This is a genomic window from Burkholderia sp. Bmkn7 (genome assembly GCF_041103175.1).
Lineage (GTDB): Bacteria > Pseudomonadota > Gammaproteobacteria > Burkholderiales > Burkholderiaceae > Burkholderia > Burkholderia cepacia.
Map to the genome: position 1 here is coordinate 2,425,238 of NZ_JBGCUH010000002.1, position 17,468 is coordinate 2,442,705.

Consider the following 17,468-nt stretch of genomic DNA (forward strand, 5'->3'; position numbering starts at 1 on the left):
GATGCTTTTTTGTATCGTCGGCGCGACAAAGTTGCGGCCGACGCACCCATGTCGTACACCGGCGACACACTGACTGCACGCGACGATGCATGCGCATGTCGGTCGGTTAGAATCGCGTGCAATCAAACAGAAAGCTTCCCTCCGAGGACAATCGAGCGATGAAGCAGCACGACAAACAGAACAAGACGGAACGCATCCACCACACCACCCGGCTGCTCTGGCGCCTTGGCGCCGTCGCGGCGCTCGGCGGCGCCACGGCACTGTCGCTGCATGCGGGCGCGGCCCGCACGGTGAGCGTCTCGCCGCAAGGCACCGTCACCGAAGTCCGGCAGAGCGTCGTCAAGTTCGACGAACCGATGGTCGCGTTCGGCTCGGCGTCCGCGCCGAATCCCGCACGCGTCACCTGCAACGATTCCGCGGCCGCGCGCGGCCAGGGTCACTGGCTCGACGACAAGACCTGGGTTTACGATTTCGAAAACGACCTGCCGCCCGGCGTGCGCTGCTCGGTCGCGCTCAACGACACGTTGCGTTCGGTCGCCGGCAATGCGGCCAGCGGCCCGCGCCGCTTCACGTTCCAGACGGGCGGCCCGTTCCCGGTGAACGTCCGCCCCGGCTCGCGCGAGATCGAGGAACACCAGGTATTCGTGCTCAAGCTGAACGGCCCGGCCGAACCTCGCTCGGCGCTCGCGAACATCTGGTGCGAAGCGGCCGGCATCGGCAACCGCATTCCCGTCACGGCCGCCGACGACGATGCGCGCAACGCGCTGCTCGATCACTTCGGGCTGAAGAAGGATGCCGCGCGCGTGCTGACGCTGTCGTGCGCGCAGGCGCTGCCCGCGAGCGCGAAGATGCAGCTCGTGTACGGCAAGGGCGTCACGAGCCCGAGCGGGATTCCGAACGAAACGGAACGGCGCTTCGATTTCACCGTGCGCGCACCGTTCGCCGCGAGCTTCTCGTGCGAGCGCGAGAACGCGAAAGCGCCCTGCACGCCGCTGCGCCCGCTCACGCTGTCGTTCAACGCGCCGATCTCGCGCAAGAACGCCGAGGCGATCAAGCTGCGCGGCCCTGACGGTTCGCTGTCGCCGACCTTCGCGGCCGACGACAAGAGCGAGGAAGTCACCACCGTCACGTTCAACCCGCCGCTGCCCGAGCAGGCCGGCCTGACGATCGAATTGCCGTCGGGCCTGCGCGACGTGACCGACCGACCGCTGTCGAACGCCGACCTGTTCCCGCTCGCGACGCGCACCGCGCCGATGCCGCCGCTCGCGAAGTTCTCGTCGGGCACCTTCGGGATCGTCGAGCGCTTCGCCGAACCCGATACGCCCGCGCTCGTGCCCGTCACGCTGCGCAACGTCGAGGCCGACCTGCATATCGACGGCCTCAACACCCAGGGCGCGCAATTCTCGAACCTGAAGGTCGACGACGACACCGCGATTCGTCAGTGGATGCGCACCGTCGACCGCTTCGACAACTGGTCGATGACGGCCGGTTCGATCGACAGCCAGATTCCCGGCCTGCTCGAACGCAAGGGCCAGCACCCCGTCTACGTGCCGCGCGAGGCCGGCGAGAAGGCGCCCGCACCGAAGGATCGCCGCATCGACGTGCGCTCGCTGACCCTGCTCAAGGGCCAGCCTGGCGTGCAGGCGCTGACGCTGCCGAAGGCGGACCCGAAGGCACTGCGCCCGTTCGAAGTTGTCGGCGTGCCGATCGACAAGCCCGGCTTCTACGTGCTCGAACTCGCGTCGCCCGCGCTCGGCCGCTCGTTGCTCGCGAAGCCGTCGAGCATGTACGTGCGCACCACGGTGCTCGTCACCAACCTCGGCGTGCACCTGAAACAGGGCCGCGAAAACAACCTCGTGTGGGTCACGACGCTCGACAAGGGCAAGCCCGTGCCGAACGCGCAGATCCGCGTGTCGGACTGCAACGGCGACGAAATCGCATCGGGCACGACCGATGCGCAGGGGCTGCTGAAGATCGACGGCGCGTTCGAATCGAAGCGAGCATGCAGTTCATCCGACTCGGAGCAACGCTTCGACGACTACTTCGTGTCGGCCCGCGTGAACGATCCGAAGACGGGCCCCGACATGGCGTTCGTCAGCTCGGGCTGGAACCGCGGGATCGAATCGTGGCGCTTCAACGTGCCGACCGATACCGACAGCGCACGGACCGTGCGCGCGCATACGGTGTTCGACCGCACGCTGCTGCGCGCGGGCGAAACCGTGTCGATGAAGCACTTCATCCGGTCCGAGACGCTGCAGAGCCTCGCGTTCCCGTCGCAATACCCGACGCGCGTGACGATCCGCCATCTCGGCACGGGCCAGACCTACAAGCTGCCGCTCACGTGGGCGGCCGACCACAGCGCGGACTCGCAGTTCACGCTGCCGGCCGCCGCGAAGCTCGGTGAATACAGCGTCGAGCTCGAAGGCGGCCCGGAAGACTCGCCCACGTCCACCTACTACAGCGGCAGCTTCCGCGTCGAGGCGTTCCGCCTGCCGGTGCTGAAAGGATCGATCGGCGCGCGCGACGCGCAGAAAAGCCCGCTCGTCGCCGTGAAGGAAGCGCCGCTCGCGGTGCAGATCGACTACGTGTCGGGCGGTGGCGCATCGAACCTGCCCGTGCAGGTGTCGGCGCTGATGAAGTGGGCATCGCCGCCGTTCGCCGATCGCTTCGAGGATTTCAGCTTCACGCCGTATCGCCCCGACACGAGCGACGGCAACGCCGACGACGATGCGCAGGACGGCGACAACGCATCGTCGTCGAGCAACGATCCCGACGCGACGAAGCTGATCGCCGACAAGCTGCCGCTGACGCTCGACCGCAACGGTGCGGGCTCGGTCACGCTGAAGGGCCTGCCCGACGTCGACGCACCGAAGCGCATCGCGCTCGAAGCGACGTTCGCGGACCCGAACGGCGAAGTGCAGACGATTCGCGGCGACACGATCCTGTGGCCGGCCGCGGTGGTGGCCGGCATCAAGGCGGGCCGCTGGGTCTCGGTCGGCCAGCGCGTGCCCGTGCAGGCGCTGGCGGTCGACCTGCAAGGCAAGCCGCGCGCGTCGGTGCCGATCGAGATCAAGGGCGTCGCGCGCATCACGACGTCGTCGCGCAAGCGGATGGTCGGCGGCTTCTATGCGTACGACAACAAGAGCGACACCCGCGACCTCGGCGTGCTGTGCTCGGGCAAGACCGACGACAAGGGCCGCATGGCCTGCGACGCGACGCTCGAACAGGCCGGCAACGTGCAGCTGATCGCAGTGGCCAAGGACGGCGACGGCCGCACGTCGAACGCGTCGACCTCGGTATGGGTCACGCGCGAAGACGAACTCTGGTTCGGCGGCGACAACACCGACCGGATCGACGTGATCCCCGAGAAAACCTCGTACGAACCGGGCGAAACCGCCCGCTTCCAGGTGCGCATGCCGTTCCGCTACGCGACCGCGCTGGTGGCGGTCGAGCGCGGCGGCGTGATGGAAACGCACATCGTCGAACTGAACGGCAAGAACCCGACGGTCGACCTGAAGGTCGGCGACACGTGGGGGCCGAACGTCTATGTGTCGGTGCTCGCGCTGCGCGGCCGGATTCGCGAGGTGCCGTGGTACTCGTTCTTCACGTGGGGCTGGAAGGCACCGGTCGAATGGGCACGCGCATTCTGGCGCGAGGGCCGTCACTATGAAGCGCCGACCGCGTTCGTCGACCTGTCGAAACCCGCGTTCCGCTACGGCCTCGGCGAGATCAAGGTCGGCACCGGCGTGCATCGTCTCGGCGTGACCGTGACGACCGACGCGACGCGCTACACCGTGCGCAGCAAGGCTCAGGCACACGTGAAGGTCACGCTGCCGAACGGCCAGCCCGCGCCGGCCGGCACGCAGATCGCGGTCGCGGCCGTCGACGAGGCGCTGCTCGAACTGATGCCGAACAACAGCTGGGACCTGCTCGACGCGATGCTGCGGCGACGCGCGTACGGCGTCGAGACGGCCACCGCGCAGATGGAAATCGTCGGTCGCCGCCACTTCGGCCGCAAGGCCGTGCCGGCCGGCGGCGGCGGCGGCAGCGCGCCGACGCGCGAGCTGTTCGACACGCTGCTGCTGTGGAATCCGCGCGTGACGCTGGACGCCAACGGCAGCGCGACCGTCGAGGTGCCGCTGAACGACGCGCTCACGCGCTTCCGGATCGTCGCGATCGCGGCGGTCGGCCCCGACCGCTTCGGCACCGGCAGCACGTCGATCCGCAGCACGCAGGATCTGCAGCTGATCTCCGGCCTGCCGCCGCTCGTGCGCGAAGGCGACGCGTTCCGCGCGCAAGTCACGCTGCGCAACACGACCGACCGCGCGATGCAGGTCGTCGTGACGCCGCGCGTGACGGGCCTCGATGTCGCACCGCAAACCGTATCCCTCGCGGCCAATACGGCAACCGAAGTCGCCTGGACGATCACCGTGCCCGAGCAGGCGCTCGACGCGGCCGGTGCGCTGAACTGGCGCATCGAAGCGGCCGAGCAAGGCGGCAAGCGCGCGTCCGACGCGCTGGCGGTCGCGCAGAAGGTCGTGCCCGCACTGCCGGTCACGGTTCAGCAGGCGACGCTCGCGCAGGTCGACGGCACGCTGACGGTGCCGGTCGCCTCCCCGGCCGGCGCCGCGAACAACGCGCAAGGCTTGCCGCGCGGCGGCATCGCCGTGTCGCTGCAGTCGAAGCTCGCCGACGGGCTGCCCGGCGTGAAGCGCTGGTTCGAGCGCTATCCGTACCGCTGCCTCGAACAGCAGACGTCGCGCGCGATCGGCCTGCGCGATCCCGCGCAATGGCAGGCGCTGATCGCCCGCATGCCCGTCTATCTCGACAGCGACGGGCTCGCGAGCTACTTCCCGCCGTCGTCCGACGATTCGCACGCCGGCAGCGCGACGCTGTCGTCGTACCTGCTCGTGGTGTCCGACGAGGCGAGCCGTCTCGACCCGCGCTTCGCGCTGCCGGAAGACCTCCGCACGCAGCTCGAAGCCGGGCTCGCGCGCTTCGTCGACGGCCGCCTCGAGCGCAACACGTGGGCGCCGCGCCAGGATCGCGACCTCCGCAAGCTCGCCGCGATCGAGGCGCTGTCGCGCTACGGTGCCGCGCAAGGACGCATGCTCGGCTCGATCGAGATCGCGCCGAACCAGTGGCCGACGTCGGCGGTGATCGACTATCACGCGATCCTCACGCGCGTGAAGGACATCCCGCAACGCGACGAGAAACGCGCGCAGGTCGAGCAGATCCTGCGGGCACGCCTCACGTACCAGGGCACGCAGCTCGTGTTCTCGACCGCGCGCGACGACGACCTGTGGTGGCTGATGACCAGCAACGAGACCAACGCGGCCCGCCTCGCGCTGGAATTCGCCGGCGATCCGGCGTGGAAGGACGAGATGCCGCGCGTGACGGCCGGCCTGCTCGCCCTGCAGCGCCAGGGCGCATGGCAGACGACCACGTCGAACGCGCTCGGCCTGCTCGCGGTCGAGCGCTTCTCGCGCACCTACGAGAGCACGCCGGTTGCCGGCGCGACGAAGGTCGCGCTCGGCGGCGACGAACGCACGATCTCGTGGTCGCAGGCGCCGGCACCCGCGCCCGCCGACCCGGCTGCCTCGGCCGCCCCCGCCACCCCGGCCACCCGCGCCGCCGCGGCCCGCAGCGTGATGCTGCCGTGGCCGCGCGCGTCGCAGGCACCGGCCACGCTGTCCGTCACGCAAGACGGCACCGGCCGCCCGTGGGCCACCATCGAAAGCCTCGCGGCCGTGCCGCTGCGTTCGCCGTTCGCGGCCGGCTACCGGATCACGAAGACCGTCACGCCCGTGTCGCCCGCCGTCAAGGGCGTGCTGACGCGCGGCGACGTCGTGCGCGTGCATCTCGACATCGATGCGCAGAGCGACATGACGTGGGTCGTCGTCAACGATCCGGTTCCGGCCGGTTCGACGATCCTCGGTTCGGGCCTCGGCCGCGACTCCGAAGCGGCGACGCAGGGCGAGAAGACGCCGGACGGCGCCTGGCCGGCGTTCATCGAGCGCGACTTCGACGGCTACCGTGCGTACTACGACTATCTGCCGAAGGGCAAATTCTCGGTCGAGTACACGGTGCGGCTGAACAACGTCGGCACGTTCGGGCTGCCGCCGACGCGTGTCGAGGCGCTGTACGCGCCGTCCGTGTACGGCCTGTGGCCGAACCCGCCGATGACCGTGAAGCCGGCCGAAGCGGGCAAGTAACGAGTACGCGATGATCGATCAGGTATTGCCGCGGCCGGCGCGTTTCGCCGGCCGCGTATTCGTCGCCGTCGTGCTGGCCGCACCGCTCGTCGCGCATGCGCTGCCGGGCTACGACGAAGTGCGCCGCAACTGGCGCAGCTCCGACTGGGTGCTGCTCGCGCGCGACGGCACGCCGCTGCAGCGCACGCGCGTCGACCTCACCGAACGGCGCGGCGACTGGGTGTCGCTTGCGGACGTGTCGCCCGCGTTTCGCGAGGCGATCGTCGTGTCGGAAGACAAGCGCTTTTACGAACACAGCGGCGTCGACTGGCGCGGCATCGCAGGCGCCGCGTGGGGCAACCTGTGGAACGAACGCACGCGCGGCGCGTCGACCGTCACGATGCAGCTCGCCGGGCTGCTCAGCGATTCGCCGCGCCGGTCGGGCCAGCGCTCGCTGCCGCAGAAGGCCTCGCAAGCGGTCAACGCGCTGCTGCTCGAACGCGGCTGGCGCAAGGACCAGGTGCTCGAGGCATACCTGAACCTCGTGCCGTTCCGCGGCGAGACGATCGGCCTCGCCGCGCTGTCGCAGGTGCTGTTCGGCAAGGCGCCGTCGGGCCTCGACGCACGCGAAGCCGCGATCGCGGCCGCACTCGTGCGTGCGCCCAACGCCACGCCCGCGAAAATCGCCGAGCGTGCGTGCCGGATCCTGCGCGACATGCATGCGGAGCAGGCCTGTGCTTCGCTCGACGGCTACGTGCAGCTGGTCACCGCGCGGCCGGCCAGCGCCGCGCGCGACGACGGCGCCGCCCTCGCCCCGCACTTCGCGCGACGCATCGCGGCCGAGGTCCGGCCGGCGGCCGGCGCGCAGGTGCGCACGACGCTCGATGCGCCGCTGCAGCGCTTCGCGCGCGACACGCTGATGCGCGCGCTGACCGAACTCAACGCGCCCGCGCACCGGCGCAACGTGCAGGACGGTGCGGTCGTCGTGATCGACAACGCGACCGGCGAGATTCGTGCTTGGGTCGGCTCGTCCGGCGCGCTGTCGAGCGCGCGCGACGTCGACGCCGTGCTCGCGCCGCGCCAGGCCGGCTCGACACTCAAGCCGTTCCTGTACGCGCAGGCGATCGACGAGAAACGGCTGACGGCCGCGTCGCTGCTCGACGACGCGCCGATCAACCTCGCCGCCGGCGGCGGCCTGTACATCCCGCAGAACTACGACAAGGATTTCAAGGGCTGGGTGAGCGTGCGCAGCGCGCTCGGCGGCTCGTTGAACGTGCCGGCCGTGCGCACGCTCGTGCTCGTCACGCCGCACCGCTTCGCGCGCACGCTGACCGCGCTCGGCCTGCCGCTCGCGCAGGAAGGCGACTACTACGGCTTCAGCCTCGCGCTCGGCAGTGCGGACGTCACGCTGCTGTCGCTGACCAACGCGTACCGCGCGCTCGCGAACGGCGGCGTCGCCCGCCAGGTCGTCGACCTGCCAACGCCGGCACCTGCATCCGGCGCATCGGCCGCGTCGCCCGCCCGCGCGGCCGACGGCACGCGCGTGTTCAGCGAGGCAGCCAGCTTCGTCGTGACCGACATCCTGTCCGACAACAACGCGCGCGTGCGCACGTTCGGCTTCGACAACCCGCTCGCGACGCGCTTCTTCTCGGCAGTCAAGACCGGCACGAGCAAGGACATGCGCGACAACTGGACCGTCGGATTCACGTCGCGCTATACGGTCGGCGTGTGGGTCGGCAACGCGGACGGCTCGCCGATGTGGGACGTGTCGGGTGTCACGGGCGCGTCGCCGGTGTGGTCGGCCGTCGTCGGGTACCTGCACCGCGACGTGCCGAGCCGCGCGCCGCGCCCGCCGGCCGGCGTCGAGACGCGCCGCATCACCTTCGAGCGCGACATCGAACCGTCACGCAACGAATGGTTCGTCGCGGGTACGGCGGTCGACACGATCCGGCTCGCCGCCCCCGTCACGCCGGGCAAGGACGGCGCGCGCGCGCCGCTGACGATCGGCACGCCGACCGACGGCACGATCTTCGCGATCGACCCGGACATTCCGCCGAAGAATCAGCGGATCTGGTTCGAGCGCTCGGCCGGGCACGCCGCGAAGTTCGCGTGGCGGCTCGACGACAAGGTGATCGGGCATGCCGACCGCATCGCGTGGATGCCGTGGCCGGGCCGGCACCGGCTCGAACTCGTCGATGCGCGCGGCAATGTTGCCGACGCGATCGGCTTCGAGGTGCGCGGCGCGTTCGCGAAGGCGGCTGCGCGCAAGCCGTGAACGCGCGCTTCGGCCGGGCTTTTCGACCTGACGTTCAGATCTGACGCTCCGACCTGACGCTCAGACCTTACTCGCCGGCCGCGTTTGCCTTCGCCGGCTGCGGCTGCGCGGAGAAATCGAGTGCCGGCGCGGTCGAAACCGCCGCTTCGTTCGCGACGCTGAAATTCGGGCGCGGCTGGTAGCCGAAGATCTTCGCGATCACGACGCCCGGGAACTGGCGAATCTGCACGTTGTAGTGCTGCACCGTCTTGATGTAACGGCCGCGCGCGACCGCGATGCGGTTTTCCGTGCCTTCGAGCTGAGTCTGCAGGTCGCGGAACGCTTCGTTCGCCTTCAGCTCCGGATAACGCTCGGACACCACCATCAGCCGGCTCAGCGCCCCGGACAGCTCGCCCTGCCGCTGGTCGAACGCCGCAAGCGCGGCCGGGTCCTTCGCCATCTCCGGCGTCATCTGCACGCTGCCCACGCGCGCACGGGCCGATGCCACCTCGGTCAACACGCGCGCCTCGTGCGACGCGTAGCCCTTCACCGACGCGGCGAGATTCGGCACGAGGTCCGCGCGGCGCTGATACTGGTTCAGCACTTCGGACCATGCGGCATTGATGTCCTCGTCGGACGACTGGATCGCGTTGTAGCCGCACCCCGCGAGCGGAGCCAGCACGCAACACACGAGCAGGATTCGAAACCATTTCATCATGGGTTGTTTCCGGTTGAACGCTCCGGGTGGAGCGGCAGGTGAAAGGAATCAGGTGCGCAGGCAGGCTGCGCGCGGACGCTACCAGCGGCCCGATGCGCCGCCACCGCCGCTCGACCCGCCGCCGCCGCGGAACGAATCGGAACTCGATGGCGACCGGGAGCCGGACGAGGATGACGACGAAGACGAGCCGCCGCCCGTCAGCTTCGCCCAGATCACGGCGAGTACGCACAGCACGCCGAAGATGCCGGACAGCACTTCCCCGACCGAATAGTCCATTTCGCGCCCGATCGCGACGATCATGAACAGCGTCCCGCCCACGATCGCGGTGATTTTGCGCACGCGCGCCGACAGGAACAGGTTGATGCCGAGCAGGCACGGCCCGACACCGGCGGCCGCCGGAACGAACGCCGCGGCGCCCAGCATGGCTTCGAGATTGCCGTTGAAGATCGCGCCGACCGGCAGCATCACGACCGGCACGACGGCCGCCACGAGCCAGGCGGCCAGGAGCGCCACCCTGCGGCGCAGCTTGCGCCATTGCGCGACCACGCCGAGCACGACATTGGCAACCCCGAGCAGGAACCAGAACCGCACGCCGCCCGCGTTCGGGCGTTTCCGCTCGGGCAGGCCATTCGACTGTTTTTTTTCGCCGCCGGCTCGCGCGTCGCGGGGCGGCGGGTTCGCGGAATTCGTCGCGCTCGCCGCGGTCGCCGCGGCCGTTTCGTATGCTTCGTCGCGCCCGTCGAGCGCCGTGGCGGGTGCGGGCTGCTCCGGCGCGGCGACGTCGGCCGGCATCATTTCGTGCGTCAGCGCGTCCAGCGCATCGCTGATGCCGGCTTCAATGCGGTTCTCGCGGAATGCCGGCACGATCCGCTCACGAACGATCCGGCCCGCGACGATGTCCGGAATCGTGCCTTCGAGCCCGTAGCCGACTTCGATCCGCACGGTATGGTCGTTGAGCGCGGCGACGAGCAGCAGGCCGTTGTTGACCTCGGCCTTGCCGAGTTTCCATTGGTCGAACACGGTGGTCGCAAACTGTTCGATCGTCGATTGCCCGGTCGACCCGACCAGCAGGATCGCGACCTGTACGCCGAGCCGTTGTTCGAGCGCGGCGAGGCGGTCGGTCAGCTCGGAGGCGCAGGCCGCGCTCAGCACGCCCGTCGTGTCCGTCACGCGGCCTTGCAACGGCGGCGCGGCTTCCGGCTTCGGGGCGACCGGATAGGCTGCCGCGGCGGCCACGTGTGTGCAGGCCGACCGGGCCGGGGTGGAAAACGTGGCGGCCATGGACGCCGCGACGGCAACGCCGCCTTCTTCCGCCGGCGCCGCGATGGCCGTGCCGCCGAACAGCAGGATCGCGCCCGCGAGCAACGCAGTGGCCTTCCGGAAGCCGGACCTGCCGGTCACGCCCTTGGTGCCGCGTGTGTGCCGAATGCCGGTTCGGGCCGTGCCTGCCCGCGATACCGGATCGCCCTTGCCGCCCGGCGCGCACGGCCGGCCCGTCTGTCGTTTCGAATTCATGTCGGAAACGGCGCGCCGGCTCCATCGGGAACGGCACGTTCTCTCGTCGTTTTTAATCGTCCCGCAGCATAACCAATTGTGAAAGGAACTGAAAGGTTTCCGGCCGACTTCCGGATCTCGTCATTTCAGCGTGCCGCTGCACGACGCGCTCGTCGCCAGGCCGCGTCCGGCCGCAGGCCGGCCAGGCGAACGAAACGGGCAAGCAGCGCCCCGCTTCGGGACATAGAATGTGAACGGCACCGCACCGTCGGCGCCTACCGGTTGCCCCACTCTCCTCAAGGCCAGCGACCATGAACCTGCACCCCAGGCGTTTCATCCGCCCCGCGCTGGGCACGCTCTGCGTCGCCACCCTCGCAGCGCTTCAGGCGTGCAACGGCGATGCCTGCTTCGGCGTGGATGTCTGCTTCAACAACAACACGCAAACCGTCGCGCTGTCGGGCACGGCCGCGACGGGCGACGCGCTCGCGAGCGCGCAGGTGACGGTCAGCTGCGTGACGGGCTCGGCGACGACGCTGACGGACGGCGGTGGCAACTACCGCGTGACGGTCAATGCCGCGCTGCCGTGCGTCGTCACCGTGACGTCGGGCGGCACGAGCCTGCATTCGCTCGCGTACGCGGGCGGTACGTTCAATACGACGCCCGAGACAGAGCTGATGCTGGCCTATCTCGCCGCCCAGCTCGGCACGAACACCGCCGCATTGATCGGCAATTTCCAGGGCAATCCGCGCTACCAGCAGGCGATGAACAGCCCGAACACCGTACAGGCCGCGCAATCGGCCGTGGTGACGAGCCTGCAGCAGCGCTATTCGGTCACGCTCACGGCGCCGGCGTTCCTGACCACGTCGTTCACGGTCGGGCAACCGGGTGTCGACAGCGATCTCGTCGCGCTCGCGAAAGCCGGCGCGATCGACACGAACGGGATGCCGGATCCGGCCGCGGTTACGCTGCTCACGCAGGCCGGCGCGGCGCATCCGCTTTGACAGGCGGCCGGCGGCGGGAAGAAGGTCGCCCGCTACTGCCCGGTATCGCGCGTCAGGCGCACGCTTCGGGCGCGTCGTCGGCCAGCAGCGCCCACCGTTCGTGGTCGCGCCATGCGCCGTCGATGCGCAGATAACGCGGAGAAAACCCCTCTTTCGTGAAGCCGAGCCGCCGAACCAGCGCAATCGACGCATGGTTGCCCGGCTGGATGTTCGCTTCGAGCCGATGCAGCCCGAGTTCGCCGAACGCGACGCCGATCGCCGCGCGCATGGCGTCGGTCATCAGCCCCTTGCGGCTGAACGCCACCATCCCGTAGTACCCGAGATACGCGCTCTGGAACACGCCGCCGACGATCTCGTTGAGGTTCACCACGCCGACCACCGCCCCGGACGTGCGCTCGCGCGCGACGAAGCCGACGTTCGGCCCCGTCAGGCAGCGCCCGAACCACTGGTCGAATCCCGCCTGGTCGGTGAACGAGTCGACCCACGGCAGATGATGGTTCCGGCTCGCGCGATTGGCGGCGATCAGGTCGGCGGCATCGGTTCGGGCGACGCGGTTCAGCAGGATCGGGTTCATGGGGCAGTCGACAGGCGGCATTTACGCGGCCTCCCCACGCCCGCACGCGACGGGCGCGGCCTGGGCCTGCTGCTGCGACAGGTACCGCAGCAGCTTGGTGACCATCCACACGACGATGCAGGACAGCGCGACGAAGAAGACCGCGAGCGGCGTCAGGACATGGATCGACACGAAACCGGCCAGCCCCATCATCGCGGACGACACGAGCAGCAGCGCGCATCCGAGGATCGCGCTCGTCAGGCCGGCGATATGCGGAAACAGCGAATTGCCCTTGGCCATCAGCGTCGGGTACATCGCGCCCGCGCAGAAACCCATCACGAGCACCGGCGTCGCGAGCGTCCATACGCGCAGCCCGACGGTCAGCGCCAGCACCAGCATCGCGACCGACGCCCCCGCCATCACGCGCGCGCCGATACGCAGCCGTTGCTCGGCACTCGGCAGCCCGCGCCCGTGAATGCGGTTCGACAGCCCGCCGAGGAAATACATGAGCCCGATGCCGAGCGCGAGATAACCGAAGAAGGTCGGCGGCTTGTGCAGCGTGGTCTGCACCATGAACGGCCCGACGATGTTGAACACCAGCAGGATGCTGTAGCACAGCCCCTGGGCGAGGAAGCAGCTCTGGAACACCGGGCTCGCCAGCACCTTGCCCGCGTTCGTCATCAGCGTGCGCGGCTCGAGATGCACCGGCTTCGGCAAGGTTTCGCGGTATCGCCACAGCAGCGCCCACATCACCAGCGAGTACACCAGCAGGAACACGAGGCACGCGCGCCAGCCGAACCATTCCTGCAGGTGCGCGCCGATCACCGGCGCGATGATCGGCGCGAGCCCCCACGCGATCGACATGTACGTGAACGCGTGCATCAGCGCCTGGCCGGAGAACGAATCGGTGATGATCGCCTTCGCGAGCAGGTTGGTGGTCGCGATCCCGAAACCCTGCAGGCAGCGCGCCAGCACGAACGTCTCCAGGTTCTGCGCGCCGAGCGACAGCAGGCACCCGATCGTGTAGATCACGAGCCCGAACGCCAGCACGCGCTTGCGCCCGTATGCGTCGGCGACCGGCCCGAAGATGAGCTGGCCGAGCGCGTAGGCGGCCATGTAGCCGGACACGCTCGACTGGATCGCCTGCGGCGTGGTCGCGAACGAACGTGCCATGTCGGGCAGCGCGGGCACGTAGATGTCGATCGCGAGCTGGCCGGCGGACGCGAACAGGCAGATCAGGAACAACAGGAAACGCGGCGAGTTCGACTCGCGCGCGGGAATGGGCGTGGCGGTCATGACGACTGGGAAAGAGATCGGGGCGGCAGTGCCGCACCGTCAATGTTCGAAAGTCGAACATGCGTGCGGTCGTGGCGAATGCCGTATTGTGCCCGTTGTCGCGTCGTGCCGCCGGATTCCCCTGGCGTGGACGAGGTTGAATGCCGATTGCGGCTCGCCCTGAAATGCGTTAGCCGGCCCAGCCGGACGCGGTTTTAATATTGATTTAAGCCGAGGGCCGCATTGTCTCGGATGGCTCACTCCGTGAGCCGCACGTCATTGTTGACTCGATCAGTCTCGTTTGATGGAGATACGAAGATGCGATTCCGTTCGTATATGGCGGCGGGCGCGCTGGCGCTGGTGCCTCTGTTCGCCCTGGCCGGGCAGGACGGCGCGGCGGCCGCTGCCCAACCGATGTTCGTCAATGTCGACGGGCAGGCCGTGCCCGTGAAAGCCGAAACGCGCGTCGTCCAGACCGCGGTCGGCCCGATGAAGGTCAGCACGTGGAGCTGGCACAGCCCGCAAGGCGGCGCGGGCTTCGAGATGCAGACGTCGTCGTCGGGCGGCATGCCGCCCGCGGCGGCGTTGCGGCAAATACAGGCCGCGCAGTACCGGATGCAGGCGGCGCAGGCGCAGATGGTCGCGATGCAGCAGCAGATGATGGCGCTGCAGCACATCGCGCTCGCCAACGCGTTCGCGATGCCGATGCCGCAGCCCGTCGGGTTCGCGATACCGGCGTGGGCGATGCCGGAACCGGTCGTCGTGATCGTGCCGGCGCAACCTTCGGCGCGTTCGATCGCACCTGCCCCGGCAGCGCCGGCACGGCCGGCCGCGCGCGGGCCTGAAATCAAGGCCTGACGAGCACTTCCGGCGCACGAGCGACCGGGCTGCAAAGCGAAACCGCCGGCATGTGCCGGCGGTTTTTCATTTGTGGTGCGATACCGTCACGACGCGGCGATCAATACTGCGCCTGATCCGTCGGATTCCTGAACAGCTGCTTCATCTCCGCCGACAGCGGATAGTTGAGGCTCACGCCCTTCGGCGGGATCGGCTGCATGAACCATTGGTCGTAGAGCTTCTCGGCCGCGCCCGACGTCTGCATCTTCGCGATCACGCCGTCGACCACGCGCTTGAACGCCGGATCGTCCCTGCGCATCATGCACGCGTAATTCTCGTGAACCAGCGGCGTGCCCGTCACCGTGTACGCGCCCGGGTTGCGGTCCTTCGCGATCTCGCCGTACAGCAACGGCTCGTCCATCACGAACGCCACCGCGCGCCCGGTCGTGACGTTCATGAACGCTTCGGCGTGATCCTTGGCGCTGATGATCGTCATGTTCATCGCCTTCTCTTCGTTGAGCTTGCGCAGCAGGCGCTCGTCCGACGTGCCGGCCGTCGTCGCGACCGTCTTGCCGGCCAGGTCCGCGAAATCCTTCACGCCCGAATCCTTGCGCGTGCTGAAGCGGATCCCATAAAGAAAGATGCTGTTCGAGAACGCGGCCTGCTTCTGCCGTTCGAGCGTGTTCGTCGTCGATCCGCATTCGAAATCGATCGTCCCGTTCTGCAGCAGCGGAATCCGGTTCTGCGACGTGATCGGGATCTCCTTCACCGAGAGATTCGGCAGGTTCAATTCCGTCTTCAGCTGGTCGACGATGCGCGATGCGATGTCGCGCGAATAGCCGATGTTCTTCTGCTGGTTGTCCGAATACGAGAACGGCACCGACGACTCACGAATGCCGAGCGACACGACGCCCGTGTCCTTGATCTTCTTCAGCGTGCCGGTGAGGGCCTGCGCGTGCGCGGTACCCGCCAGCGCACAGGACAGCGCGACGGCCAGCCAGCCTAAGCGGCGATCCATGCTTTTCTCCTGACGAAACGTTGATCGAATCGCGATCCTACGCCCGACAAAATTCGCGTCGCATCAGGGAAAGCGTAAGCAACCTTCCACCGTGGCCGCGCATTGAAAGACGTTTGCCGTGCCGCGCAAACCGGCCCGTGCCGCACATTTCGCCCGACCGGCCGCACGCGGGCTCGCCCCGCCTTCTGTGCCACACGTTCCAAACACGTGTTCATGCTGCGACGCGGCAACGTAATCGTTTGCGCCAGCCCCGGTTTTTCTCGTGAAACGCACTCAAGAAGCCGCCGCGCCAGCCGTTACCCAGTGCATGGCGCGTCGCAGCAAGCTTGCCGCGGCCGCCAGACAAAAACGACAAGGTCCGGGTCAGCCGGACCAGCGCCACCGCCGGCACGACGGTTATCTACGAGGATCGAGTTTCAACATGAGAACCAAGCGTTTCAATCTTGCGCTGGCGCGCTCCGCACATGCGCGCATGCTCGCCGGCATGCTGTCTGCCGCCGCCCTCCTGCCCCTCGCCGGTTGCGGCGGCGGAGGCGGCGGCGACGGCAGCAACCCGTCTTCTTCCAACGCGGCACCGGCACCGGCACCTGCCCCCGCCCCGACGCCCGCTCCCGGCACACCGACGACCCCGCCCGCCTCGGCCGGTAGCAATGCATGCGCGACGCAGCAGGCCGCCGTGCAGATGGCGGCGCAGGCCGCACCGGCAGAAGCGCCGATCGATCACCTGATCGTCAAGCTGAAGACGCTGACGGCCACGCGCGCGATGGCGGCCATCGACAACGGGACGCGGCTCGACGCGGTCATCCAGCGCTCGATGACGCGCTGGACGGCACCGGTCGCCGGCAGTGCACGTGCCTATGCGAGCACGGTCGGGCAAGCCCCGGTGAACGTGCAGGTCGAACGGACGATCTCGAACGGCGCGGCCGTGCTGTCGCTCGGCCAGCGCATGGCCGCCACCGACGCAGCCGCGCTCGCGCAGGCATTCGCGGCCGATTCGGACGTCGACTACGCGGAACCGGATCACCCGATGCAGATCCGCGACACGCCGAGCGATCCGCTCTACAACCAGCAGTGGTACCTGTCCGACCCGACCGCCGGCATCGACCTGCCGCCCGCCTGGAACGTGACCAAGGGTTCGCCGACCGTCGTCACGGCCGTGCTCGACACCGGCTACCGGCCGCATGCCGACCTCATGGGCAACCTGCTGTCCGGCTACAGCTTCATCAGCAACGTCAACACCAGCAACAACGGCCTGACGCGCAACCCTGACGCGACCGATCCGGGCGACTGGGTCACGCAACAGGAACTCGACAACGCAAACGGCCCGTACTATCACTGCGCGAGCCAGCCGAGCGACAGCAGCTGGCACGGCACGCGCGTGATGGGCGTGATTGGCGCGACCGCCAACAACGGCACCGGCATCGCCGGCGTGTCGTGGCTCGGCCAGATCCTGCCGGTGCGCGTGCTCGGCAAGTGCGGCGGCGTGACGAGCGACATCGCCGACGGGATGCGCTGGGCAGCCGGCATTGCGGTGAACGGCGTGCCGACGAACCCGCGCCCCGCGAAGGTCATCAACCTGAGCCTCGGCGGCGTCGGCGCATGCAGCACGACGTTCCAGCAGGCGATCGACGACGTGACCGCGAAGGGCGTGACCGTCGTCGTCGCGGCCGGCAACGACGGCCTGTCGACCGGGCTCGACCAGCCCGCGAACTGCCGTGGCGTAATCAGCGTCGGCGCCACCGACGCGACGGGCCGCCGTGCGTCGTTCAGCAACTTCGGCGCCGATGTCTCGCTGAGCGCGCCGGGCGTCAACATCCTGTCGACGTCGAACACCGGCACCACGACGCCGGGCTCGGACACCTACGGCCTCGCGAACGGCACCAGCCTCGCGACGCCGCAGGTGTCGGGCGTCGCCGCGCTGATGCTGTCGGTGAACGGCAACCTCACGCCCGCGCAGATCCAGCAGAAGCTGCAAGGCGGCGCGCGCACGACCAAGCTCGCGGCCGGCACGTCGTGCACCGCGATGCCGGCTGGCTCGGGCATTGTCGACGCAGGGGCCGCCATCGCGGCAGCGGGCCAGTAACCCGCCCCTGCTTCCACGCGGCCGCGCGCATGCCGATCACG

At 68.8% G+C, this 17,468-nt stretch carries 10 protein-coding genes; 5 read left to right on the top strand and 5 right to left on the bottom strand.

Features of this window, described 5'->3' with window-relative positions; translation table 11 throughout:
• The first annotated feature begins 158 nt into the window (after nucleotides 1-158).
• Nucleotides 159-6,215, top strand: a complete 6,057-nt coding sequence (locus AB3K92_RS16775) for an alpha-2-macroglobulin (protein WP_369465456.1) — start codon at nucleotides 159-161, stop codon at nucleotides 6,213-6,215.
• Between the two features lie 10 nt (nucleotides 6,216-6,225).
• Nucleotides 6,226-8,469 carry a penicillin-binding protein 1C gene (gene pbpC / locus AB3K92_RS16780; protein ID WP_369465457.1) on the top strand — a complete coding sequence of 748 codons (2,244 nt, stop codon included), beginning with the start codon at nucleotides 6,226-6,228 and terminating at the stop codon, nucleotides 8,467-8,469.
• A 67-nt stretch (nucleotides 8,470-8,536) separates the two neighbouring features.
• Here the strand turns inward: pbpC and AB3K92_RS16785 are convergent, their stop codons facing one another.
• Together AB3K92_RS16785 and AB3K92_RS16790 are read right to left on the bottom strand one after the other, a co-directional pair.
• Entirely contained in the window at nucleotides 8,537-9,163 is a 627-nt protein-coding gene (locus AB3K92_RS16785) for a LemA family protein (RefSeq protein WP_091919921.1), read from the bottom strand.
• A gap of 81 nt (nucleotides 9,164-9,244) precedes the next feature.
• Entirely contained in the window at nucleotides 9,245-10,681 is a 1,437-nt protein-coding gene (locus tag AB3K92_RS16790; protein ID WP_369465458.1) for a YgcG family protein, read from the bottom strand.
• A gap of 290 nt (nucleotides 10,682-10,971) precedes the next feature.
• On the opposite strand from AB3K92_RS16790, the gene AB3K92_RS16795 reads away from it, so the two are divergent.
• Complete coding sequence (locus AB3K92_RS16795) at nucleotides 10,972-11,661, top strand: hypothetical protein (RefSeq protein WP_369465459.1); 690 nt, start codon at nucleotides 10,972-10,974, stop codon at nucleotides 11,659-11,661.
• Nucleotides 11,662-11,713: 52 nt separating this feature from the next.
• On the opposite strand, the gene AB3K92_RS16800 is transcribed toward AB3K92_RS16795, so the two are convergent.
• Nucleotides 11,714-12,235 (bottom strand): GNAT family N-acetyltransferase, encoded by a 522-nt coding sequence (locus AB3K92_RS16800; protein ID WP_369465460.1) that lies wholly within the window; start codon nucleotides 12,233-12,235, stop codon nucleotides 11,714-11,716.
• Nucleotides 12,236-12,256: 21 nt separating this feature from the next.
• Nucleotides 12,257-13,510: a multidrug effflux MFS transporter gene (locus AB3K92_RS16805; protein WP_059488072.1), complete on the bottom strand. Its 1,254-nt coding sequence runs from the start codon at nucleotides 13,508-13,510 to the stop codon at nucleotides 12,257-12,259.
• 297 nt (nucleotides 13,511-13,807) lie between these two features.
• On the opposite strand from AB3K92_RS16805, the gene AB3K92_RS16810 reads away from it, so the two are divergent.
• Nucleotides 13,808-14,347 carry a hypothetical protein gene (locus AB3K92_RS16810; protein ID WP_060324247.1) on the top strand — a complete coding sequence of 180 codons (540 nt, stop codon included), beginning with the start codon at nucleotides 13,808-13,810 and terminating at the stop codon, nucleotides 14,345-14,347.
• Nucleotides 14,348-14,447: 100 nt separating this feature from the next.
• Here the strand turns inward: AB3K92_RS16810 and AB3K92_RS16815 are convergent, their stop codons facing one another.
• Nucleotides 14,448-15,344, bottom strand: a complete 897-nt coding sequence (locus AB3K92_RS16815; RefSeq protein WP_059488076.1) for a glutamate/aspartate ABC transporter substrate-binding protein — start codon at nucleotides 15,342-15,344, stop codon at nucleotides 14,448-14,450.
• Between the two features lie 421 nt (nucleotides 15,345-15,765).
• Here AB3K92_RS16815 and AB3K92_RS16820 point away from each other — a divergent pair, with 421 nt between their 5' ends.
• Nucleotides 15,766-17,427: a S8 family peptidase gene (locus tag AB3K92_RS16820; RefSeq protein WP_369465461.1), complete on the top strand. Its 1,662-nt coding sequence runs from the start codon at nucleotides 15,766-15,768 to the stop codon at nucleotides 17,425-17,427.
• Nucleotides 17,428-17,468 lie beyond the last annotated feature (41 nt).